Annotated in this window: 24 protein-coding genes; 15 read left to right on the forward strand and 9 right to left on the reverse strand. The window is 71.3% G+C overall.

Annotation, left to right across the window (positions count from 1 at the left end; genetic code table 11):
• Positions 1-1,170 carry a MerR family transcriptional regulator gene (locus tag AB0H82_RS22130; protein ID WP_362995228.1) on the forward strand — a complete coding sequence of 390 codons (1,170 nt, stop codon included), beginning with the start codon at positions 1-3 and terminating at the stop codon, positions 1,168-1,170.
• An 86-nt stretch (positions 1,171-1,256) separates the two neighbouring features.
• Here the strand turns inward: AB0H82_RS22130 and AB0H82_RS22135 are convergent, their stop codons facing one another.
• A complete protein-coding gene (locus AB0H82_RS22135) occupies positions 1,257-1,745 on the reverse strand; it encodes a helix-turn-helix domain-containing protein (RefSeq protein WP_362995230.1) in 489 nt (162 codons plus the stop codon).
• A 63-nt stretch (positions 1,746-1,808) separates the two neighbouring features.
• Here AB0H82_RS22135 and AB0H82_RS22140 point away from each other — a divergent pair, with 63 nt between their 5' ends.
• Positions 1,809-2,189, forward strand: coding sequence for a hypothetical protein (locus tag AB0H82_RS22140; protein ID WP_362995232.1), 381 nt, complete (start codon positions 1,809-1,811; stop codon positions 2,187-2,189).
• 82 nt (positions 2,190-2,271) lie between these two features.
• Here AB0H82_RS22140 and AB0H82_RS22145 read toward each other — a convergent pair whose 3' ends face one another.
• On the reverse strand, positions 2,272-4,134 hold the full coding sequence (locus tag AB0H82_RS22145) for an acyl-CoA dehydrogenase (protein ID WP_362995234.1): 1,863 nt from the start codon (positions 4,132-4,134) through the stop codon (positions 2,272-2,274).
• A gap of 330 nt (positions 4,135-4,464) precedes the next feature.
• Between AB0H82_RS22145 and AB0H82_RS22150 the strand changes: the two genes are divergently transcribed.
• Positions 4,465-5,058, forward strand: coding sequence for a PadR family transcriptional regulator (locus tag AB0H82_RS22150; protein ID WP_362995236.1), 594 nt, complete (start codon positions 4,465-4,467; stop codon positions 5,056-5,058).
• Positions 5,059-5,153: 95 nt separating this feature from the next.
• On the opposite strand, the gene AB0H82_RS22155 is transcribed toward AB0H82_RS22150, so the two are convergent.
• Positions 5,154-5,582: an SRPBCC family protein gene (locus AB0H82_RS22155; protein WP_362995238.1), complete on the reverse strand. Its 429-nt coding sequence runs from the start codon at positions 5,580-5,582 to the stop codon at positions 5,154-5,156.
• A 310-nt stretch (positions 5,583-5,892) separates the two neighbouring features.
• On the opposite strand from AB0H82_RS22155, the gene AB0H82_RS22160 reads away from it, so the two are divergent.
• Complete coding sequence (locus AB0H82_RS22160; protein ID WP_362995239.1) at positions 5,893-6,711, forward strand: putative protein N(5)-glutamine methyltransferase; 819 nt, start codon at positions 5,893-5,895, stop codon at positions 6,709-6,711.
• A 76-nt stretch (positions 6,712-6,787) separates the two neighbouring features.
• Here AB0H82_RS22160 and AB0H82_RS22165 read toward each other — a convergent pair whose 3' ends face one another.
• The gene (locus AB0H82_RS22165; protein ID WP_362995241.1) at positions 6,788-6,976 is read right to left on the reverse strand and encodes a hypothetical protein; all 189 of its coding nucleotides are present in this window, start codon (positions 6,974-6,976) and stop codon (positions 6,788-6,790) included.
• 196 nt (positions 6,977-7,172) lie between these two features.
• On the opposite strand from AB0H82_RS22165, the gene AB0H82_RS22170 reads away from it, so the two are divergent.
• The 3 genes from AB0H82_RS22170 (at position 7,173) to AB0H82_RS22180 (ending at position 10,173) form a co-directional block, all read left to right on the forward strand.
• Positions 7,173-7,802 (forward strand): Clp protease N-terminal domain-containing protein, encoded by a 630-nt coding sequence (locus AB0H82_RS22170; RefSeq protein ID WP_362995243.1) that lies wholly within the window; start codon positions 7,173-7,175, stop codon positions 7,800-7,802.
• Between the two features lie 166 nt (positions 7,803-7,968).
• Entirely contained in the window at positions 7,969-8,919 is a 951-nt protein-coding gene (locus AB0H82_RS22175) for an EamA family transporter (protein WP_362995393.1), read from the forward strand.
• A gap of 159 nt (positions 8,920-9,078) precedes the next feature.
• Positions 9,079-10,173 (forward strand): DMT family transporter, encoded by a 1,095-nt coding sequence (locus tag AB0H82_RS22180; protein WP_362995244.1) that lies wholly within the window; start codon positions 9,079-9,081, stop codon positions 10,171-10,173.
• A 94-nt stretch (positions 10,174-10,267) separates the two neighbouring features.
• Here the strand turns inward: AB0H82_RS22180 and AB0H82_RS22185 are convergent, their stop codons facing one another.
• A complete protein-coding gene (locus tag AB0H82_RS22185) occupies positions 10,268-10,963 on the reverse strand; it encodes an FMN-binding negative transcriptional regulator (RefSeq protein ID WP_362995246.1) in 696 nt (231 codons plus the stop codon).
• On the reverse strand, positions 10,963-11,670 hold the full coding sequence (locus AB0H82_RS22190) for a pyridoxamine 5'-phosphate oxidase family protein (protein ID WP_362995248.1): 708 nt from the start codon (positions 11,668-11,670) through the stop codon (positions 10,963-10,965). Before AB0H82_RS22190 ends, AB0H82_RS22185 begins: the two co-directional genes overlap by 1 nt.
• 91 nt (positions 11,671-11,761) lie before the next feature.
• On the opposite strand from AB0H82_RS22190, the gene AB0H82_RS22195 reads away from it, so the two are divergent.
• Positions 11,762-13,093, forward strand: a complete 1,332-nt coding sequence (locus AB0H82_RS22195; RefSeq protein ID WP_362995250.1) for an aminotransferase class I/II-fold pyridoxal phosphate-dependent enzyme — start codon at positions 11,762-11,764, stop codon at positions 13,091-13,093.
• Here the strand turns inward: AB0H82_RS22195 and AB0H82_RS22200 are convergent.
• A complete protein-coding gene (locus AB0H82_RS22200; RefSeq protein ID WP_362995252.1) occupies positions 13,084-14,157 on the reverse strand; it encodes a DMT family transporter in 1,074 nt (357 codons plus the stop codon). The two genes, AB0H82_RS22195 and AB0H82_RS22200, sit on opposite strands and share 10 nt — an antisense overlap.
• Before the next feature lie 38 nt (positions 14,158-14,195).
• Here AB0H82_RS22200 and AB0H82_RS22205 point away from each other — a divergent pair, with 38 nt between their 5' ends.
• Positions 14,196-15,098: a LysR family transcriptional regulator gene (locus AB0H82_RS22205; protein ID WP_362995254.1), complete on the forward strand. Its 903-nt coding sequence runs from the start codon at positions 14,196-14,198 to the stop codon at positions 15,096-15,098.
• Positions 15,099-15,191: 93 nt separating this feature from the next.
• Here the strand turns inward: AB0H82_RS22205 and AB0H82_RS22210 are convergent, their stop codons facing one another.
• On the reverse strand, positions 15,192-15,662 hold the full coding sequence (locus tag AB0H82_RS22210) for a pyridoxamine 5'-phosphate oxidase family protein (protein ID WP_362995256.1): 471 nt from the start codon (positions 15,660-15,662) through the stop codon (positions 15,192-15,194).
• A gap of 120 nt (positions 15,663-15,782) precedes the next feature.
• Between AB0H82_RS22210 and AB0H82_RS22215 the strand changes: the two genes are divergently transcribed.
• Positions 15,783-16,427, forward strand: a complete 645-nt coding sequence (locus AB0H82_RS22215; protein ID WP_362995258.1) for a cysteine hydrolase — start codon at positions 15,783-15,785, stop codon at positions 16,425-16,427.
• Here AB0H82_RS22215 and AB0H82_RS22220 read toward each other — a convergent pair.
• Complete coding sequence (locus tag AB0H82_RS22220; protein ID WP_362995260.1) at positions 16,424-16,912, reverse strand: Rieske (2Fe-2S) protein; 489 nt, start codon at positions 16,910-16,912, stop codon at positions 16,424-16,426. The genes AB0H82_RS22215 and AB0H82_RS22220 overlap by 4 nt on opposite strands.
• 98 nt (positions 16,913-17,010) lie before the next feature.
• Between AB0H82_RS22220 and AB0H82_RS22225 the strand changes: the two genes are divergently transcribed.
• From AB0H82_RS22225 to AB0H82_RS22245, 5 genes are all read left to right on the forward strand, one after another.
• Positions 17,011-17,805 carry a HipA family kinase gene (locus AB0H82_RS22225; RefSeq protein ID WP_362995262.1) on the forward strand — a complete coding sequence of 265 codons (795 nt, stop codon included), beginning with the start codon at positions 17,011-17,013 and terminating at the stop codon, positions 17,803-17,805.
• 11 nt (positions 17,806-17,816) lie between these two features.
• Positions 17,817-18,200 (forward strand): DUF3037 domain-containing protein, encoded by a 384-nt coding sequence (locus AB0H82_RS22230; protein WP_362995395.1) that lies wholly within the window; start codon positions 17,817-17,819, stop codon positions 18,198-18,200.
• Positions 18,201-18,365: 165 nt separating this feature from the next.
• Complete coding sequence (gene fabG / locus AB0H82_RS22235; RefSeq protein ID WP_362995264.1) at positions 18,366-19,127, forward strand: 3-oxoacyl-ACP reductase FabG; 762 nt, start codon at positions 18,366-18,368, stop codon at positions 19,125-19,127.
• A gap of 24 nt (positions 19,128-19,151) precedes the next feature.
• On the forward strand, positions 19,152-19,907 hold the full coding sequence (locus tag AB0H82_RS22240) for an SDR family oxidoreductase (protein ID WP_362995266.1): 756 nt from the start codon (positions 19,152-19,154) through the stop codon (positions 19,905-19,907).
• Positions 19,908-20,050: 143 nt separating this feature from the next.
• Complete coding sequence (locus AB0H82_RS22245; protein ID WP_362995267.1) at positions 20,051-21,652, forward strand: ABC transporter substrate-binding protein; 1,602 nt, start codon at positions 20,051-20,053, stop codon at positions 21,650-21,652.
• The last annotated feature ends 84 nt before the right edge of the window (positions 21,653-21,736 follow it).

The following is a 21,736-nucleotide window of genomic DNA, read 5'->3' on the forward strand; positions in this document are numbered from 1 at the left end:
GTGTTGATCGGTGATGTGGCACGACGGTCCGGGGTGAGCGCGCGCATGCTCAGGCACTACGACGCGCTCGGTCTGGTGCGCCCCACGGGACGTACCGGCGGCGGCTATCGGGAGTACTCCGAGGCCGACATCCGGCGGATCTTCCATATCGAGAGCCTGCGGTCGCTGGGACTGTCCCTGCGTGAGGTCGGGCGCGCGCTCGACGATCCCGGCTTCACGCCCGCGGAGCTCGTCGACGACCTCGTCCGCCAGACGCGGGAACGTGTCGCGAGGGAGATGGAACTGCTCACGCGACTCCGGCGGATCGGTGCCGCGGAACCCGCCGGGTGGGAGGACGTCCTCCAGATCGTCGCTCTGCTCCAGGGGCTGGGGTCGAAGAGCGCGGGGGCGCGTCAGCGGGCGGCCCTGTCCTCGGTGGAGGAGGCTCCGGTGCCGGTGGAGGTGCTGGTCGAGGCGGTGTTGAACGAGGCGGACCCGAATGTCGCCGGGGCCCTTCGGTGGGCCTTGGCGCAATCGGGCGGGGCTTGGGCCGGGGTCGGGGGCGAGGGAGAAGGAGAGGGCGATGGTGGGGGCGGCGGTGCGTTGGCACTGCTGGCGGAGGGGCTCGACTCTGCGGTCGCCGCGGTGCGCAAACGTGCCGCCCAGGCCATCGCCGCGCTGGGGGACGGCGAGGCGGCGATCGCACTGCTGCGCGACGCGCTCGCCCACCCCGACCTGGTGGTCCGCGGGCACGCGGCTCTGGCGCTCGGGGCGCGCGGAGAGGCCGACGCGATCCCGACGCTCATCGACCTGATCGTCGGCGAGGTGCGCGTCGGCGGTGAGGTGCACGCCGGCGGTGAGGTGCACGCCGGCGGTGAGGTGGGTGAGGGCGGTGAGGCGAGCGGCGTCGACGGGATGAGCGACGTCGGCCGGGTGAGCGACGTCGACGCGGCCGACGCGCTGAGCTCGCTGGCGGGCGATCCCGCGCTGGCGGACCGGATCGCCACCGGGCTCGTCGACCGCGTGACCCACGGCGCCACGGAACCAGCAGCACGTCGGCGGCTGACGCAGGCGCTAGCGGACATCCCGGGCGCCACGACGTCGCGTGCTCTCGAAGACCTGTCGCATGACGAGGACCGCGCCGTCGCGCTCACCGCCACGTATCTGCTGTCGCTGCGCGCGGCGCGGTGAGCGTCCTGTCTCAGGTCGGGCCGGCGCTGTACCGGTCGGGTTAGCGCTGTACCGGTCGGGCCGTCACGCCCTGGCGCTCAACGCGGCTAACGCGGCTGCGCGTTCCGATGCCGGCCGCCCGCCTGCTCCAAGGCGGCTTCGTAGGCGTGTAGGGCGTTGATGACGGTGGCGCGTTCCGCGGGGTCGAGACCGCGCATGACGGATTCCCAGGCAGAGGCGCTGCCCGAAAGCCATTCGCTGATCGGTGCGGCGTAGGCGGGGGCGATGGCGATGATGCGGCGGCGGCGGTCGGCGGGATCGGCAGTGCGCTGCAGGACGCCGGGCCGTGACAGCTCGCTGACCATGAGGCTGACAGTCGTCGGGGCCACCTCCAGCCGAGCGGCCAGCTCATTGATGCTGGTGGGGCCGTCGTACTCCAGGTGGGCCAGCAGTGCGAGGTGTCGCGGCGCCAGATCCAGACCCTGGAGCGCCGGAGGTACGGGCAGGCGCTTGGCGCGGCCCACGAGCCGCGGCATGAGCAACAGCAGGGTGCGGACGGCCTCATTGACGGCTGGACCGTCCGATTCCGTGGACATCAGGACCTCTCCCGGATACCTTTGGGAACAAAGGCTTTGGATTCAAAGGGAACGAGGGGCACTATGCCGCATCTGACCGTCCACCTTCCAGAGAACAGGCTGACCGGCAACGAGCCCATGCTCGTCACCGCACTGACCGACGCTATTGCCGACGTCTATGGCGAATGGGCCCGCGACCTCGTAAACGTCCGCCTGGCCGGAGTCCCCGCAGGCCGTTTCGCGCAGGGCGGCAAGGCCGTCGACACAGTTGCCTCGGTGGCCTTGGGCGTCCGCGCCGGCGTCTTCGACCGCCCCGACGCCGCCCGGATCACCGCGCGCCTCGGTGCCGCGCTCACCGACGCGATCACGCGCGTCGTCGGCGATGACGTCCGCGCCGGCACCATGGTCGAACTCGTGGCGTCACCGCCGGAACGCACCTTCGTCGGCGGCGCCCTCGCCGTGTGACCCCCGTCGGGGCCGCCTTGCGACCGGCCGTTTGCCGCCGCCCAGTGCCAGGACGTCGAGGCGGCCAGGACTACCGCCCTTGTCAGGTGCGTGTGGCGAGGTTCCAGTGTGCGGCGGGGTCGTCGAAGGCTTCCTGGTAGTCGGGGTTGGCGATCGGGCGAGTGTCGAAGAACTGGGACGGCAGGTCGAAGGCGTCGATCAGCACGAGCGCCTGGTCGGTGAGTCGGCCGATGCCCTCCTCGATCAGGTCGGGCAGTTCGCTGGCCTGGCCGGCTGTCAGGTGCTGCTCGCTGAGCAGCGTGACGGTGTGGGCGCTGACGCACCTCAGGGTGAAGAGCTGGTGCAGGTCGAGCAGTGCGGCGCGGGCGTGCGGGTCGGCCGCTGACTCGGCCATGGCCAGCAGAGCGGTGGCGGCGCGGTGTTCGGCGTGGGCGGTCACGGCGGCCAGCACGGCGGGTGCGGCGGCATTCCACCGGCGCAGGCTGTCGCCGGCCGGCGCTTGGCGCAGGCGAGTGCGGGCACGGACCAGGAGCAAGTGCTCCGCCATGTGCAGGAGCTGTTGACGGACCACCGGGTCGGTCAGCTCGCCGCGGGGAGGGGTGGCCGGCGGGGTGTCGTGGTCGAGGAGCAGTTCGGCCCCGGTCTTGGCCCACAGGGCGAGGTTGTCGCCCTCGGCCGTGATCGTCCCTTCGACGTCGATGGTGGCGGAGACGATCCCGTTGACGGGCAGCAGGCCCTGGGCGCCACAGCGTTCGCGGCACTCCGTCAGCAGTGCGCGCGCCTGCCAGGTGATCCAGCCCTTGGTGACCGCCGCCTCGCGTTCGGCGAGGGCTGTGACCGTAGGGTCGGCGCGGTCGTGCTCGGCCCACTGGGTCACCGTGGCCCGGTGCAGCGCCGTCATGGCGTAGGCGGTGGCGATGCCTTCCAGCAGCGGTCCGTGGTGGGTGCGGTGCGCCCAGAGCGGCACCTTGCGGTCCGGACGTGCACCGGTTACCTCGCGGTGGTGGGCGTAGCGGATGGCGGTGGCCAGTGCCGCCCGGGTGGCGCCCAGGGCGCTGGCGCTCATGCAGAGCTTGCCGAGGGTAACCCGGCTGATGCTGGTGAGGAATCGCTTCCGCTTGCTGCCGAGCGCGCTGGAGAAGGTGCCGTCGTCGTCGAGTCGGCCGTGCGCGCCGGTCAGCAGCGCCTCGTGGGGCAGCAGGACCTGGTCGAAGGAGGTCAGGCAGTGGTCCACCGGGCTGCCGGGGCGTAGTGGGAGCGGGCGCACGGTGATGCCTGGCAGGGGGCCCGAGTGGTCGGTGAGCGGGGTGAGGAAGAGGAAGATCCCGTGGTCCCGGCCCTCGATCATCAGCCGGGCTGCGACCACCGCCGACTTCGGGCCGCCGCTCGCGCTGGTGTTGGGCATGAACTTTTGGGCGCCGGCGTGGGGTGTGTGCAGGGTGAAGGTGCGGTTGGTGCGGTCGTAGGCGGCGGTGGTCTCCAAGGCGGTGGCGTCGTTGCCGTGGCCCAGTTCGGTGCACAGGAAGGTGCCGATCCGCTCCATGGCGGTGTACTCGGCCAACGGCCGTTTTTCGTGGGAGTCGTGGTCGAGCAGGCTGCCGAGGAACAGGTTGTAGTGGATACCCACCAGGACGGTGAGCGCGCCGTCCAGCGGGCCGGTCCATTCGTGCAGTGCGGTCAGGCGGTAGGGGTCGGTTGCCAGTTCAGCGGCCTCGGTCAGCTGGTTCACTCGCCGCAGCCGCTGGTAGGACGCGGCGACCTGGTCGGTCGTGGGCATCTCGTGCCGTCGGTGCATCCATGGATCGGCGGTCAACTCCCGCCAGGGCCCGTGGACCCCCATTCGATCGGCACCGAAGAGGAGGGTCCGTAACTCGGTCGTGGTCGGGTCAATGGCCACGCTCGTGACGTCGGTGCAGGCACGGCCGGGGTCGGGATTCGCGATCATGCTCTGTTCATAGCCATGCCTGTCATACAGGACACGCCGCTGTGACGGTTGTCACTATCCGTAATCGTTCTCGTGCACAGAAACAGTCGGGTGAACAGCGAAGACCCGAACTGAGACGACGAGCGAATCGCCCAGATCACCTGACGCAGGGGGCGAATTGGCGGGGCGGGACACCAGAGGTGAGAGACAGGGGTTGTCAGCCGATCGCTCCCGATATATCGTTGAGGCATCGCGACAGGTTCGCGACTGATCAACAAGTGACTGATCAGCAAGTGGCTGATCGACGTGCGATCGGTCAGTCGGCAATCGATGTATCAAGGAGTGATCACCATGCGTTCCCATGGTTTTGAACACGAGCACGGCCGCGGCCACGGACATGGCCGACGTAGCGCGTTCGGTCCGTTCGGGCCCGGTTTCGGTGGGCCCGGTGGGCCCGGCGGGCCCTGGGGTGGTGGCCGGGGCGGGCGTGGCGGACCGCGTGGCAGGGCGCGGCGTGGCGACGTACGCGCGTCGATCCTGGCCCTGCTCAAGGACCGTCCCATGCACGGCTACGAGATGATCCAGGAGATCGCCGAGCGCAGCGGCGGGGCGTGGAAGCCCAGCCCCGGTTCGGTCTACCCGACGCTGCAGCTGCTGGAGGACGAGGGTCTGATCAGCAGTGCGAGCGAGGGCGGGAAGAAGCTCTTCTCGCTCACCGACGACGGCCGCGAGGCCGCCGCGGAGGGCCCCGAGGCGCCTTGGGAAGAGGCCGGGCGCGGGGTCGACTGGGAGACGCTGAACGAGGTCCGGCAGGCCGGTTCCGCCTTGATGGAGGCGTTCGGCCAGGTCTGGAAGACCGGCAGCAAGGAGCAGCGCGAAAAGGCGCTCACGGTCGTCAACGACGCCCGCAAGAAGATGTATCTGATCCTCGCCGATGAGGACTGAGGTGGTCGGGGCCGATGGCCCCCGCCGTGGATGAGGCGCCCCGCACGCATGGTGTGGGGCGCCTCGTTCGTTGCGCGCGGGCACGCGTGCCGGCCTCAGGTCACGAGGCCGTCCAGCTTACGCAGGGATTCGTTGAGCGCGGCGGTCGCCGAGTCCTTCAGCTTGCCCGCCATCAGGGACACCGCGGCACCGGTGAACTCCCCTTCGATGCGGACCACCGTCGCGGGTCCGTCCGGCGAGAGGGCGTAGCGGGTGCGTACGTTGACGCCCATCGGGCCCTTGCCCGCGATGGCCAGGGTGCGCGCGGTCTCCAGCTCTTCGATGGTCCAGTCGACCTCGGCGGGGAAGCCCATCAGCTTCATGTTCTCCACGAAGGTGCCGCCCACCTCCAGGGTGGTGGGGCCGCCCTGCGGGAAGCTCGTGTGCGTGGTGTTCCAATCGCCGTACGAGGAGAAGTCGGTGAGCCGGGCCCAGACCTTCTCGGCGGGCGCCTCCATCCGTGCCTCCGCGCTGACTTCGGCCATGCGGCCACCTCTTCCCGTCGGGCGCTGCGACGGCCGCAGCTACGGTGTCGCGGAACGTAGCCGCAGGGTCCGGAACATTCAATACTGATGAACCGTCAGCTGAGGTTGTCAGATGTGACCCCTGTGGGGGAGTGGGGTACTGTTCCCCTGCCCTGTGACAAACACAAACACAGACACAGGCAACGCGCTTTGGAGGTGAGACCCATTACCGCAGTGGCAGGTCGGGTGCTCCCCCTTCGCGACCGCGCGGTTCACCCGGCATAGGTGATCCGAGGGAGCCCCATCGGGATCCCGAAAGGTTTTCATCAGTATGTCGATCTCAGCTTTCCCCGCAGTACACCGTTCCTCCGTCGTCGACGCCCTGCGCGCCGCGGGCTGTGTCTTCGCCGAGGACGAGGCGGAGTTGATTCTCTCGACCGCGCGCACCCCTGCCGAAGTGGCCGACATGGTCGAGCGTCGTGCGGGCGGCCTGCCCCTCGAACACGTGGTGGGCTGGGCCGAGTTCCGCGGCCTGCGCATCGCCGTGGACCCGGGGGTCTTCGTGCCGCGCCGCCGCACCGAGTTCCTCGTCGGACAGGCGGCCGCGCTCGCCGGGCGCGAAGCCGTCGTCGTCGATCTGTGCTGTGGCTCGGGGGCGCTCGGCGCCGCACTCGCCGCAGGCCTCGACCGGGTGGAACTGCACGCCGCCGACATCGACCCGGCGGCGGTCCGCTGTGCCCGCCGCAATGTCGCGGCAGCCGGGGGCGCGGTCTACGTAGGCGACCTCTACGACCCGCTGCCCGGCACGCTCCGCGGCCGCGTCGGCATCCTGCTGGCGAACGTCCCTTACGTCCCCTCCGAAGAGGTCGGTCTGCTGCCCGCCGAGGCCCGCGTCCACGAGGCGCGGGTGGCGCTCGACGGCGGCGCGGACGGGCTCGACGTGCTGCGCCGGGTGACCGAGGCGGCGCCCGCGTGGCTGTCACCCGGCGGTCACCTGCTCTTCGAGACGAGCGAGGGACAGGTGGCCGCCGCTGTCGACGCCGTCGAGCAGGCCGGTCTCGTGGCCCGGGTGGTCACCGACGAGACCCTGTACGCCACGGTGGTCATCGGGACGCGGGCGGCGGGACGCGGGAGCCGGCGGGCGTTGTAGGGGCCGGACGGCATGGTCGACGCTGCGCGTCGGGGGGCGTGCACGTCGCTCGGCCGAGCCGTCGTGTCTCCGCCGCTCAGCCCACCTGTCGTATCTCCGCCGCGTCGAAGAGATCCCATGCCCTCGGGAACGGGCCCTCGTCGTGGCAGTGCCAGGCCTCCCAGAACAGGTCGGCGGGCAGCGCGTCGTCGGGTGCGTACACCCGGTAGACGTACTGCCTGCCGTCGACAGCAGGCAGGGCGACCATCCAGCTCCTGCTCTCCATGATTGTTGGACGTGCGAAGCCCCGTCATGGTTGCGCGCTCGGCACGGCGCAAGGCGGCGCGCGCGCCTTCGCGCGGGTCGGGCCGATCTCATCCGTAAGGAGGACAACCATCGCATGCGTGCCCACCCTGTGTCGGACGCCAAGATGCTTCCCGCCGCCGATGCATATGCCCCTGGGGGTTGATGTGGTGGAAGGTGTGCAAAGCCGTACCCCGCCGGGCGCCGAGCCCGGCCCGACCCGAGCAGAACTCGACTCCGGACTCAGCGCGGAACTGGCGTCGGTGGTGGCCGGCGCGCGCCGTCGTGCCGTCCGTGACGGGGATCGGCAGATAGATACCGCGCACCTGCTGCACTCCCTCCTGGAGACCGACCCCGAGGTGCGGTCCGTCTTCGAGAGCGGCGCGCAGGCCGTGCGGGTGCTCGGCTATCTCGTGCAGCGCAGCATCGGCTACGGCCTGCAGTGGCAGGGCACCGTCGAGGACTCCGGTGCCGTGCCGGTGGTGACGCCGGCGAAGGAGACCGGCTGGTCGCCGGCCGCCACCGGCGCGATGGACGTGGCCCTGGAACGCGCCGCTCTGCGCGGGGAGCCGCGGGCCCTCGGCATCGACCTGCTCGCAGGGCTCGTCGCCGACCCGGACTGCCGGGCCGTCGAGGTCCTCGGGCGGGCGCGAGTCGACGTCCCGGCGCTGCTGCGGCGCATCGAGGCGGGGTGCAGGCAGTACGCGTCCGGCGGCCAGGAACATGCCGCGAGCCATGGATACGTCGTACATCGTGGGTACGCCGGAGACGGAAAGCTCCCGGAGGGTGGCGCGGCGTCCGCCGATTGAGACAGGGGTCTATAGGGATGACGCTCCTGACGTCGGCTGCCATGATGTGCCGGTGCGAGCGTCTGACGGTGTTCAAGAGGGCCGGGTGGGCCGGGGAGCTTCGGGTGACCGAGGTGACCGAAGTGGCCCGGGAAGCGACGGAAAGAGTGGTGGCAGGGGCGTCGGGCTGAGCCTCGCCCTGATCTCAGCGGTCGCCTTCGGCGGTTCCGGCGTCGCGGCGAAACCACTGATCGAAGCGGGCCTCGACCCGCTGCACGTGGTGTGGCTGCGCGTGGCGGGGGCCGCTCTCGTGATGCTGCCCGTCGCCTGGCGCCACCGGGGACTGCTGCGGAGCAGGCCCGCGCTGCTCGCCGGGTTCGGTCTCCTCGCCGTGGCGGGCGTGCAGGCCTGCTACTTCGCCGCGCTCTCCCGCATCCCCGTCGGTGTCGCGCTGCTGATCGAGTACCTCGCGCCCGCGCTCGTGCTCGGCTGGGTGCGCTTCGTGCAGCGGCGGCCGGTGACGCGGGCCGCCGCGCTCGGTGTGGTGCTCGCCGTCGGCGGGCTCGCCTGTGTCGTCGAGGTGTGGGCGGGGCTGAGTTTCGACGCCGTCGGCCTCCTGCTCGCGCTCGGCGCCGCCTGCTGCCAGGTCGGCTACTTCGTCCTGTCCGACCAGGGCAGCGACGCGGGCGAGGACGCCCCGGATCCGCTCGGCGTCATCGCGTACGGCCTGATCGTCGGCACCGCGGTGCTGACCGTCGTCGCGCGGCCGTGGGGCATGGACTGGTCGGTGCTCGCGGGCGACGCGGACCTGGACGGCTCGGCCGTGCCGGCCTGGGCGCTGCTCGCCTGGATCGTGCTCATCGCGACGGTCGTCGCCTACGTCACCGGCGTCCTGTCCGTGCGCAGGCTCTCGCCCCAGGTGGCGGGCGTCGTGGCCTGCCTCGAAGCGGTCATAGCGACCGCCCTGGCCTGGGTCGTCCTTGGCGAGCACCTCTCGGCGCCGCAGGTCGTCGGTGGCGCGATCGTGCTCGTGGGCGCGTTCATCGCCCAGTCCTCCGCACCGGCCGAGGCCGCCGTCGTACCGGGGGAGATCCCGGCATCCGAAACGGAGTTGTCGCACAGCGGGAGCCGGCCCTAAGGTGCCGATCATGTATGCACGCGTACTCGTTCTTCCGCCCCCCGCCGCTTAACGCGGGGCACTGACGGAACACGCCCGAGCCGATGGCCGGGCGGAACGGTGCTGCCCGCAGACGGAGCCAGTCATCCCCCTCTGCTGCGGAGAACTCACGTGTCGAACATGTCGAGCACGTCCAGCGCGCCCGTGATCTCGGACGCCGCTGTCCCCCATACCGTCCGGCGCCTGCCCGTCGGACGAGGCCTCTTCTATCTGATCGTCGCCGGAATCGCGTGGGGCACCGCGGGCGCCGCCGCCGCGCTGGTCTTCGACGCCAGTGACATGGGCCCGGTCAGCCTTTCCTTCTGGCGGTGCGTGGGCGGCTTCGTGCTGCTGTTCGCCGCTCGTCTGGTGCGGCCGCGCCGCCGCGCCAGGGCACACGAGGCGGCCGCCCAGCCACTGAGCCGTCACATGCAGCAGGTGCAGCAGGTGCAGCAGGTGCAGCAGGTGCAGCAGGTGCAGCAGGTGCAGCAGGCGCACCGGGTGCGGCGGCTGCGCAGGATCGTCGTGACGGGCGTGGCCCTCGCGGTGTTCCAGACCGCCTACTTCGCCTCCGTCGAGGCGACCGGCCTCGCGGTCGGCACCGTCGTCACCATGGGATCGGGGCCCGTCCTCATCGCGCTCGGCGCGCGACTGACCCTGAAGGAGCGGCTCGGACGCGGCGGCGTCGTGGCCGTTGTGGGCGCCCTCGGGGGCCTCGCCGTGCTCGTCCTCGGCGGTGACGGCGGCGGTGGCGCGACCGTGCGGCCTTCGGGGGTCGTCTGGGGCCTCGTCTCCGCGGCCGCGTACGCCGCCATGACGCTCCTCACCCGCTGGTGGGGCCGGGACGGCGGCCCCGACTCGGCCGACACCACGGTCTGGGCGTTCGCCGTCGTCTCGATCTGTCTGCTGCCGCTCGCCGCGGTCGAGGGCCTGGTGCCGCACGCCGCCGACCCCGTGCGCGTGGCTCTGTGCCTGCTGTACATCGCCGCCGTGCCGACAGCCGTCGCCTACGCGCTGTACTTCGCAGGGGCGGCCGTCGTACGGTCCGCCACCGTCTCCGTGATCACACTGCTCGAACCGGTGGGCGCCGCGATCATCGCGGTCGCACTCCTCGGTGAGGCACTGACGGCGGCGACCGTGCTGGGCACGGTGCTGATGCTGGGAGCGGTGACGGGTCTCGCGGTCACGGAGGCGCGGGGCGTGGTGGCGGAGCGGCGCGAAGTGGCGCCGGTATAGGGGAGCGGTAGGGGCGCCTCGCGGTGACACCTGATGACCGTGAGGCGCCCGCCCCTGCTTCTGTTCCTGGCCTCGCCCCCCGTGTGCGGCCGGATCAGGCCTCGCGGCGGCGCACCTGGTGCGCGCGGGCGGCCGCGTCGCGAGGCCCCTGCCGCTCGGCGAGGCCGGCGGCGATGCGGTCCTGCACCTCGTCCGGCTTGTGGCTCGCGTACTTGAACTTCGCCCGTACGTCCGTCACTTCGAGGGACAGCGCGCGGATGCCGGAGAGCATACGGCCGTACGGAGCCTCACCCACCGCCGCCCGCGCGGAACCGCCCTCCGGCTGGAAGTGGCCGACCTGGCGGTTCAGGATGTCGGCCTTCTCCTCGGGGTCGTCGACGACGCGGGCGGTGCAGCGGAGCTGGACGGCGGCGTAGAAGCTGGTCGGCACGCCGTGCTCGGGCGGAGTGTCCGGCGCGGCCTGCCAGGGCCCCGGCACGTACACGTAGTCGTCGACCACGCTCAGCAGCACCACGGGGTTGGCTTCCAGGGCGTGCCACAGCGGATTCGGGCGCGCCAGATGGCCGAGGACCCGCCCGTAAGTGCCATGCGTGCCATGCGTGCCATGCGTGCCATGCGTGTCGTGAGCGCTGTGATGGCGGTGTGTGGCTTCGTACGCGAAGTGGAGCGGCTGGACGTGGGGCGGCTCGCCCGGCAGGCCGTTCACTGCGAGCTGCCCGAAGTCATGGGTCGCCAGCCACTGTTGCCACTCGGTGTCGCTCCGGGCGGCGTCCCAGGGGTGGATCAGCATCACAGCCCCGTCAGGTAGTCGGGAACCTCGATGCCCGGTGCGAGGTCGGCGGCGGGGATCAGGGCGTCGTGGCCCTTGCGGAGCGGGACCACGCCGGCCCAGTGGGGGAGGTCCATGTCCTCCGGCTCGTCGTTCGGGCCACCGGTGCGTGCCTTCGCCGACACCTCGTTCAGGTCGAGGCGGAGCACGGCGGTCGCCGCGAGCTCCTTGGCGTCGGCGGGGCGGGAGTCGGCCGCCCGGCCCGGCACGACGTGGTCGACGAGCGCGTCCAGCGCGAGCCGCTTCTCCTCCGGGTCCGTGACCTGGTGGGCCGTGCCGTGGACCACGACGGAGCGGTAGTTGATCGAGTGGTGGAAGGCCGAGCGGGCCAGCACCAGGCCGTCGACGTGGGTGACGGTCAGGCACACCGGCAGGCCGGGGTCCTGCTCCTCGGCGGACGCGCTCGCCATGCGCAGCGGCCGTGATCCGGTCGAGCCGTGCACGTACAGGCGGTCGCCGACCCTTCCGTAGAGCGTCGGGAGCACGACGGGGGCGCCGTCGCGGACGAATCCGAGATGGCAGACGTAGGCCTCGTCGAGTATCGCGTGCACCGACTCGTGGTCATACGAAGCGCGCTCGCGTGAGCGGGTGGGGATCGTGCGGTCGGTCGGTGCGTAGGCGGCGCTGCCCGGCGACGGGGTGTTGTTGGTGCTCGGCTTCGTCTGCATGGTTCTCCCTGCTCTGCTCTGCTCTGTTGTGCTGTGCGGTGCTGCGCTGTTCGACTTGCGGCAGGTATTGCACTAGTGCATAATCTGCTTTGTGCTAGGAGAGTATCGGATCGAAGGTCGGCGCGCAGCTGAGATCGCGGCCAGCGTGGAGCGAGCCGTGGGTGACGGCGGCCTCGAACCGGGGCAACTGCTGCCACCCATGCGGGAGTTGGCGACCCGTCTCGGGGTGAATCCCAATACCGTCGCGGCCGCCTATCGCACGCTGCGTGAGCGGGGCGTCATCGAGACGGCGGGGCGGCGCGGCAGCCGCGTCCGTCCGAAGCCCGCCACCACCGCACGCGAACTGATCCGGGTGGACGCGCCGCCAGGGGTGCGCAACGTCTCCAAGGGAAACCCCGACCCGAGGCTGCTGCCCGCGCTGTCCGAAGCGCTCATGGCGGCCGCCGCGCAGAACGACGAGCGACCCGTCCTCTACGGAGAGGGTGCGGTCGACCCGCTCCTCGAACGGCACGCGCGCGTGGCCTTCGACGCCGACGGCGTGCCCCGTGGGCCGCTCGCCGTCACCTCCGGATCGCTCGACGCCATCGAGCGCGTGCTCGCCGCGCACCTGAAGCCCGGCGACGGGGTCGCCCTGGAGGACCCGGGCTGGGGCAGCCTGCTGGATCTCGTCTCCGCCCTCGGGCTGCGCGCGGTCCCGGTGGGTGTGGACGACGAGGGTCCGCTGCCCGCCGACGTGGAACGGGCGCTGGCGTCCGGCGCGCGAGCGGCCGTCGTGACGGACCGTGCGCAGAATCCCACGGGTGCCGCCGTCACCGCCCCGCGCGCGCGTGCCCTGCGGGACGTGTTCGCCGCGCACGAGGACGTGCTGCTCATCGAGGACGACCACGGCCACGGCATCGTCGACCTGCCGCTGCACCCGCTGGCCGGGGCGACCCGCAGCTGGGCCCTGACGCGCTCCACCGCCAAGGCGTACGGCCCCGATCTGCGGCTCGCCGTGCTCACCGGCGACTCCGTGACGGTGGACCGGGTGCAGGGGCGCCAGCGGCTCGGCCCCGGCTGGGTGAGCCGGCTGCTGCAGCGCGCCGTCGCCCGGCTCTGGGCCGAGGGCGCGGTCGACCCTCGCGTGGTGGCGGCGTCCTACGACCGGCGTCGGGAGGCGCTCATCGCGGCGCTCGCCGAGCGGGGCGTGGCCGCGTACGGGCGCAGCGGCATGAACGCGTGGGTGCCGGTGCCCGACGAGACCGGGGCGGTCGCGCGGCTGCTGCACGCGGGGTGGGCCGTGGCTCCGGGGGCGAGGTTCCGGCTGAACACGCCGCCGGCGGTGCGGATCACCGTGGCGGCGCTCGACGACGAGGACATCGTGGTGGTGGCGGACGCCGTCGCCGCCGCCACCGGGCCCGCTCCTGCCCGGCGTTACGACTGACGGGGCGACCGGCCGTGCGGCTTGGACCGGCTGCGCGGCTTGGATGGGCCGTGCGGCTTGGACTGGGTGAGCGCGGCGCCCGCCAGGACGATCACCGCGCCGACCGGCGTCGACCAGCTCAGGGACTCGCCGAGCACCGCGACACCGGCGGCGGTCGCGATGACCGGGATGAAGTACGTGACCATCTGGGCGGTCGTCGGGCCGACCTCGGCGACCAGCGCGTACTGCAGCAGGAACGCGAGCCCGGTGCCGAGGGCACCCAGTGCCACGATGGCGAGCAGCGGTACGACGGGGAAATGGGTCGGCAGCGAGGTGAACAGCGGGGTCACGATGGCCAGTTCGACCGTCGCGACGAGCAGCTGGGCGCCGGAGAGGGAGAGGTTCGAGTGCCCGGAGCCGGCCAGTGTGCGGCGTACGTAGATCCAGCCGATCGGGTAGCTGAGCGAGGCGAGCAGCGCCATCAGGGTGCCGCCGAGGTCGAGGCCGCTGAAGCCCTGCCACGCGCCGAGCACGGTGAGCACACCGAAGAAGCCGATGCCGAGGCCCGCGACGCGGCGCCGGGTCGGCCGGTCCTCGGAGAGCGCGACCAGCGAGAGGGCCATGCCCCACAGCGGTGACGTCGCGTTGCAGATGCCCGCGAGGGTCGACGGGATCGTCAGCTCCGCGTACGCGAAGAGGGAGAACGGCAGGGCGTTGAGCAGGAAGGCCGCCACCGTCAGATGCAGCCAGGTCCACGTCCCGCGCGGCAGCCGCTCCCGCTTCACCACGAGCACGGCGGCGACGACGGCGGTGCCGAACGCCAGCCTCCCGAGGGTGACTTGGAACGGCGCGTACCCGTCCGTGCCCACCTTGATCAGCAGGAAGCTGAAGCCCCAGATGAGCGAGAGGACACCGAAGCGGATGCGCCAGTCGAGGGTGGCGCGTGTGGGCGTGGCGGGAGGAGTGACGGTCGGGGAGTCGGCCGGAGTGGCGGGAGGAGTGGCGGCGGGGGCGGTGGCTGACCGGGGCGACGGGGACGCGGTGCTCATGCGTCTCACGATGGACCCGACGATCTCGTAGCACAAGCGAGATTTCGTGCGCTGTATCGCGTAGCATCGCTTACATGTTGAACCTGGAGCGGCTGCGTACGCTCGATGCCCTCGCCCGGCACGGTTCCGTCAGCGGGGCGGCCGCGGGTCTGCACGTCACGACGTCGGCGGTCTCGCAGCAGATGACGAAGCTGGAGCGCGAGGTGGGCCAGCAGCTCCTCGCCAAGAACGGCAGGGGTGTGCGCCTGACCGACGCGGGGCGGCTGCTTGCCGAGCACGCCGCGCGGATCCTCTCGCAGGTCGAGCTCGCCCAGGCCGACCTGGAGGAACAGCGCGGCAAGGCCGTCGGTGAGCTGCGGATCTCCGCGTTCCCCACGGCCATGCGCGGCCTGCTGCCCGCCACCCTGTCCGCGCTCCGCGCCGACCACCCCGGGCTGCGGGTGGCCTGCCAGGAGATGGAGCCGACACCGGCCGTCGCGGCCGTGGTGCGCGGCGACATCGACATGGCGGTCGTCCTCGACTGGTACAACAAACCACTGCCCGTCCCGGACGGCCTGGTCAAGGTGCCCCTCCTCGACGACCCGGCCGACATCGCGATGCCCGCGGCGCATCCCCTCGCGGACCGCACCGAAGTGGACCTGGAGGAGTTCGCGCACGACGAGTGGATCACCTGGGCGGAGGGCGAGTTCTGCCACGAGTGGCTCATGTTCACGCTGCGCGGCAAGGGCGTCGAACCGCGCGTCGCGCACCGCGCCGAGGAGCACCACACGCAGCTCGCGCTGGTCGCGGCCGGTCTGGGGGTGTGCGTGGCCCCGCAATTGGGCCGTGACCCGATGCCGGCGGGGGTGCGCGCGGTCCCGGTGCGGCAGCGGGTGCGGCGGCATGTGTACGTGGTGTGGCGGGCGGACGCGGACCGCCGCCCGTCGATCAGGGCGGCGGCGGAGGCGCTGAGGGCGGCGGGGGCGGGGCTTCGGTAGGCGGGTGCCGCATGCCCGGTGTCGGGTGTCGGATGGCCCGGCGCCGGGGGCTGGATGGCCCGGTGCCGGGGGCCGGTGGGCAAGCGGCGTCGGCTACCCCAGCGCGGCCAGTTTCCGGAAGTCCCAGGACGTGACCGCGTCCGGCGTCAGGCGGATCCAGGCATGGCGGCCGTCGTGCGGCATCTCGTCGAGGCCGAACACCCTGCGGGCGAACAGCCGCTCCGGAGCATCGAGTTCGGGGCAAGGTTCCCCCACGCGCGGGGACTCGCCGACGAACTCCGCGGTGCCCGTCAGCTCCACGCCGCGCAGCTCGCCGTACTCCTCCCCGGCGTCGACCACCACCGCGATCCGCGGATCCTTGCGCAGGTCGGACCAGCGCTTGCTGCGGATGATGGAGTACAGCCACAAAGAGGTGCCGTCCCAGGCGAACCAGAGGGGGCTGGCGTGCGGGGCGCCGTCCCGGGACACGGTCGCCACCCGGCAGGTGCGCTCCGTGGCGAGGAACGCGTCGACCTCGTCCGGCGTCATCATGATCCTGCGACCCCGGCGCTGCGTGACGGCCATCTGTCCTCCAGTCGCATGCGTTCCACGGTCTTCTGACCGCACGTCAGGAAAGAATGCGGGCTCTTCCTTCGTGACGCAATGGCCGTTAGCCTCGCGCGACGTCCGCGACAAGGGGAAGCCATGCCGTCGTACGAACAGCTGAGGGAACTCCTCGACCCCGCCACCACGGCCCTGCTGACCGTCGAGTGCCAGCAGGGCGTCGTCGGTACCGAGAGCGCCCTGCCCGAACTCGCCGCGGAGGCGCGGAAGTCGGGCGCGCTTGCCAATGTCGCCCGGCTGGTGGCCGCGGCGCACCGGAGCGGGGTGCAGGTCCTGCACGCGGTTGCCGAACGGCGGCCCGACGGGCGCGGGGCCAGCCACAACGCCCGGCTGTTCCGGGCCGCCGGGCGGCTGCCCGTACAGCAGCTCTCGGGCACCGCGACCGTACGGATCGCGCCACCCATCGAAGTGGCCGACGAGGATTTCGTCGTTCGACGCCTGCACGGCCTGTCACCCATCGCGGGCACCGACGTGGACCCCCTGCTGCGCAACCTCGGCTGCCGCACGCTGCTGGTCACCGGCGTCTCGGCCAACGTCGCGATACCGAACGCCGTGTTCGACGCCGTGAATCTCGGCTACACCGCCGTCGTGCCCGCCGACGCCATCGTCGGCGTCCCCGCCGACTACACACCCGCCATGATCCGCCACACCCTCGCACTCGTCGCCACCGTCACCACCACACAGGACGTGCTCGGCGCCTGGAAGCGGCCGGGCCGCGCCGGCTAGACCAGCTTGATCGAGTCGCCCGCCACGGTGATCTCGGCCGCCGGCAGAGGCTTGGGCGCCGGGCCGCCCCGCACGCTGCCGTCCGCGATGTCGAACTTGCTTCCATGGCAAGGGCAGTTGACGGTGCCGCCCTCGACGCTCGTCACCGGACACTGCTTATGGGTGCAGCGGTTGGAGAACGCCTTGAACTCGCCCTCCGTGGGCTGGGTGACCACGATCTGCTCATCCTTGAAGATCTTGCCGCCGCCCACGGGGATGTCCGACGTCTTGGCCAGCACGGCTCCACCCGCCCCCGCGCCACCGTCACCACCGCCCTCCGGCTCCTGCACGTCCGCGGCTTCGGAGGAACTCTTGTCGTCACCGGCTCCGCAGGCGGTGAGGGCGGCGGCGATGCCCGCGGCGCCGATGGTGGCCACGACCGTGCGGCGGCAGGGCGCGGAGCCGGTCTCTTCGGAAGTCGTCGTACCTGGCAGTGAAGTCCTCATGCCGGGTGGTACGGAGCCGCGGGCCCTCGTGTTCAAACGCTCAAGGATTTCGTCAGCCACGTGATCGAACAGCGTCGGAGCGGCAGTAACCTGGGGCAATGCTCAGCGAAGTCACCGCGGTCCGGTATGTCACGCCCCTACGGGAGGGTGGCTCGCTGCCCGGGGTCGTCGAGGCCGACGACCACGGCGCCTACGGAACGTACGTCATCAAGTTCACCGGCGCGGGACAGGGGCGCAAGACGCTCGTCGCCGAGGTGATCTGCGGTGAGCTCGCCCGCGGGCTCGGTCTGCGGATGCCGCGGCTCGTCGGGATCCGGCTCGACCCGGTCCTCGGCCTCGGCGAACCCGACGAACGGGTGCAGGATCTGCTCAAGGCGAGCGGCGGGCTCAACCTCGGCATGGAGTTCCTGTCGGGCGCCCTCGGCTTCGACCCGCTCGCCCACGACGTGGACCCCGTCGAGGCGGGCCGCGTCGTCTGGTTCGACGCCCTGATCAACAACGTGGACCGGTCCTGGCGCAATCCGAATCTGCTCCTGTGGCAGGGCGACCTGTGGCTCATCGACCACGGGGCCAGCATGATCTGGCACCACAACTGGCGCACCGCGGAGACCGCCGCCGCGAAGCCGTACGACGCCTCGGACCACGTCCTCGCCCCCTTCGGGCCCGACGTGGCGGCGGCCGCCGTCGAGCTCGCCCCCCTCGTCACCGAGGAACTGCTCACCGACGTCGTGGCCCGGGTGCCCGAGGAGTGGCTGACGGACGAGCCGGGCTTCGACAGCGCGGACGCCGTCCGCCGGGCGTACGTGGCCGCTCTGCTGCCGCGTGCCGGGACCATCCACGAGCGGGTCACCCTGCCGGTGACCGGGCCGAAGCCGAAGGGCGCCATCAAGTGACCGAGCAGAACGTGCCCGCACGGGACGTCTTCGAGTACGCGCTGGTGCGCGTCGTGCCGCGCGTGGAGCGCGGTGAGCAGTTCAACGCGGGGGTCCTGGTCTACTGCCGCGCCAAGTCCTTCGTGGCCGCCCGCACGCACCTGGACGAGGCCAAGCTCCTCGCCCTGGACCCGGCGGCGGACGTGGCCGGGATCAGGGCCTCGCTCGGCGCCGTCGAGCGGGTCTGCCGGGGCGGCGCGGCCGCGGGGCAGGCCGAGGGCGACGACGCGGGACGGCGCTTCCGGTGGCTGATCGCGCCCCGCTCCACGGTGGTCCAGCCGGGGCCGGTGCACACCGGCCTGACGGCGGATCCCGAGGCCGAGGTGAACCGTCTCCTCGACCTGTTGGTGAGGTAAAGCGGCACGGCTCTCCTGGTTGCCGTTGACACCCGGTGCCAGGGCTTCTAGCGTCTCGTCCAGCTGAGGGTACTAAGCGGTCGCTCACCATCCGGGCGTACCGTGGAGCCGCACCCCGTAGAGCCACACCCGTAGAGCCGCATCCCAAGGGCGAGGAGAACCAGCATGTCCACCACTGAGCAGCGCGTCGCTGTCGTGACCGGTGCCGCGCGAGGCATCGGCGCGGCGACCGCCGTACGGCTTGCCGCCGAGGGCCGCGCCGTGGCCGTCATCGACCTCGACGAGGCCGCCTGCAAGGACACCGTCGCGCAGATCACCGCGGCCGGTGGCAGGGCGCTCGCCGTCGGCTGCGACGTGTCCGACGAGGCCCAGGTCGAGGCCGCCGTCGCCCGCATCGCCGACGAGCTCGGCGCACCGACGATCCTCGTCAACAACGCCGGCGTGCTCCGCGACAACCTCCTCTTCAAGATGAGCGCGAGCGACTGGGACACGGTCATGAACGTGCACCTGCGCGGCGCGTTCCTGATGTCGAAGGCCTGCCAGAAGCACATGGTGGACGCGGGCTTCGGCCGCATCGTCAACCTCTCCTCGTCCTCCGCGCTCGGCAACCGCGGCCAGGTCAACTACGCCGCGGCCAAGGCCGGACTCCAGGGCTTCACCAAGACCCTCGCCAAGGAGCTCGGCAAGTTCGGCGTCACCGCCAACTCCGTCGCCCCCGGCTTCATCGTCACCGAGATGACGAAGGCCACCGCGGACCGCGTCGGCATGGGCTTCGAGGAGTTCCAGGCCGCGGCCGCCACCCAGATCCCGGTCCAGCGCGTCGGCCGCCCCGAGGACATCGCCAACGCCATCGCCTTCTTCACGGGCGACGCCGCGGGCTTCGTCTCCGGGCAGGTCATGTACGTCGCCGGCGGCCCGCTCAACTGACCCGGAAGCTGGAAGGCAGGGATCATGGCTGTGCAGGACAGCGGGAAGGCCGCGCTCGTCACGGGTGCGAGCCGCGGCATCGGATACGGCATCGCGGAGGCGCTGGTCGCCCGCGGCGACCGGGTCTGCATCACCGGACGCAATGAGGACGCCCTCAAGGAGGCCGTCGAGAAGCTCGGCTCCGACCGGGTCATCGGCGTCGCGGGCAAGGCCCACGACGAGGCGCACCAGGCGGTCGCCGTCGAGCGCGCGATGGAGGCGTTCGGCCGCGTCGACTTCCTGATCAACAACGCGGGAACGAACCCGGTCTTCGGACCGATCGCCGAGCTCGACCTGAACGTGGCGCGCAAGGTGTTCGAGACCAACGTCATCTCGGCGCTCGGCTTCGCCCAGCAGACCTGGAAGGCCTGGCAGGGCGAGAACGGCGGCGCGATCGTGAACATCGCCTCCGTCGCCGGAGTCTCCGCCTCGCCGTTCATCGGCGCGTACGGGATGAGCAAGGCCGCCATGGTCAACCTCACCCTGCAACTGGCACACGAGTTCGCGCCGAAGGTGCGCGTGAACTCCATCGCGCCCGCGGTCGTCAAGACCAAGTTCGCCCAGGCGCTGTACGAGGGCCGCGAGGCGGAGGCGGCCGCCTCCTATCCGCTCGGCAGACTCGGGGTGCCGGAGGACATCGGGGGCGCGGCCGCGTTCCTCACGTCCGCCCAGTCCGACTGGATCACGGGCCAGACACTGGTGGTCGATGGCGGCATCTTCCTCAATGCGGGCGTCGGCTGACGAAGGCCGCACACCGGGTGAGTGCATCGCTTTCAGTGACGTACACGCGCATCAAGTGCCCTGTCGGCGCCGAGACTTGGCCCGGCGGGGCACTGCGATATTGTCTCCCGATCCCATGGCATGGCCGATCGAGGAGCGTGCGCGTGTTCAGTGAAGTCCCCCCTGCCAAGCGGACCCGGGGTCTGCGCCCGGCGGCGGCGATCGCGTCCATATCCCTGCTCGCCGGTTGTGGGGTGTTCTCGTCCGAGGGGTCGGACGACGAGGAGCGGATCACCGTCGGCACGATGAGCGCGCCGAGCACCCTGGATCCCGCGAAGGCATGGGACAGCTCCTGGGAGCTCTACAGAAACGTTTTCCAGACGCTGCTGAGCTTCCCCTCGGGGGCCACCGAGCCCGAGCCGGACGCCGCGGAGTCCTGCGGGTTCAGCGACGCCTCCAACACGGTCTTCACCTGTGAGCTGCGCGAGGGCCTGCAGTTCTCCGACGGCGACAAGCTGGACGCGGCGGCCGTGAAGTACTCCTTCGACCGCATGCGCACCATCGGCGTCAAGGGCGGCCCCACCGGACTGCTCGGCTCGCTCGACAAGGTCGAGACGAAGGGGGACCGGACCGTCATCTTCCGGCTCAAGAAGGCGGACGCGACCTTCCCGTTCGTGCTCGCGACACCGGCCATGTCGATCGTCGACCCCGCCGAGTACCCGGCGGACAAGCTCCGCGAGGGCAACGAGATCACCGGCTCCGGGCCGTACACCCTGGAGTCGTACGCTCCGAACCAGAAGGCCGAGCTGGTCAAGAACGACCACTACAAGGGCGCGGCCGACGTCAAGAACGACGCCGTGACCATCCGCTACTTCAAGAAGTCGTCGGCCATGGTCGACGCCCTCAAGGACAAGCAGATCGACGTGACGTTCCGAGGCCTGGCCGCCGAGGACATCGTCGCCATGCAGGGCAGGGGCAGACGCGAGCAGGACATCGAGCTCGTCGAGGGCTCGGGCACCGAGATCCGCTACCTGGTGTTCAACACCAGGGACCCGTGGGCGCGGAAGCTCCCGGTCCGGCAGGCCTTCGCGCAGCTCGTCGACCGCGGGGCCATCGCCCACAAGATCTACAAGGACACCGTCGAACCGCTGTACTCCATGGTTCCCAGGGGCCTCACGGGCCACGCCACCGGGTTCTTCGACGACTACGGAAACCCCAGCGCGGCCAAGGCCAGGAAGATTCTGACCGACGCCGGCATCCACCAGCCGGTGCCGCTCACCCTCTGGTACACCACCGACCGCTACGGCTCGGCGACCGAGCCGGAGTTCACCGAGCTCAAGCGGCAGCTGGAGGCCTCCGGCCTGTTCAGGATCACACTGAAGAGCCGTCCCTGGACCGAGTTCCAGGAGGGGTACAGCAAGGGCGAGTACCCGGTCTTCGGACGCGGCTGGTTCCCCGACTTCCCCGACGCGGACAACTTCATCGCGCCGTTCATCGGCCCCAAGAACGTGCTCAACACGCCCTACCCCTCGAAGGAGATCACCGACGAGGTGCTGCCGCGCCAGCGCAGGGAGGCCGACCGCGGCGCGGTGATCGACGAGTTCGAGCGGGCCCAGGAGATTCTCGTCGACGACGTCAGGCTGCTGCCGCTGTGGCAGGGCAAGCAGTACATCATCTCCAGCGAGGAGATCGCGGGCGGCGAGCGCGCCCTCGACCCCTCGGCGATCATGATGATGTGGGAGCTGCAGCGCAAGACGAGCTGGTAGCGGGGGCGGGGCGGCAGTCGTCGGCGGGGGCGTCAGCGGGTGCGTCGGCCGGCCGGGGCGGTCGGTTGTCAGTGGTCGCCGGTA

Origin of the sequence: Streptomyces sp. NPDC050732 (genome assembly GCF_040654255.1) — a bacterium.
Classification (GTDB): Bacteria; Actinomycetota; Actinomycetes; order Streptomycetales; family Streptomycetaceae; genus Streptomyces.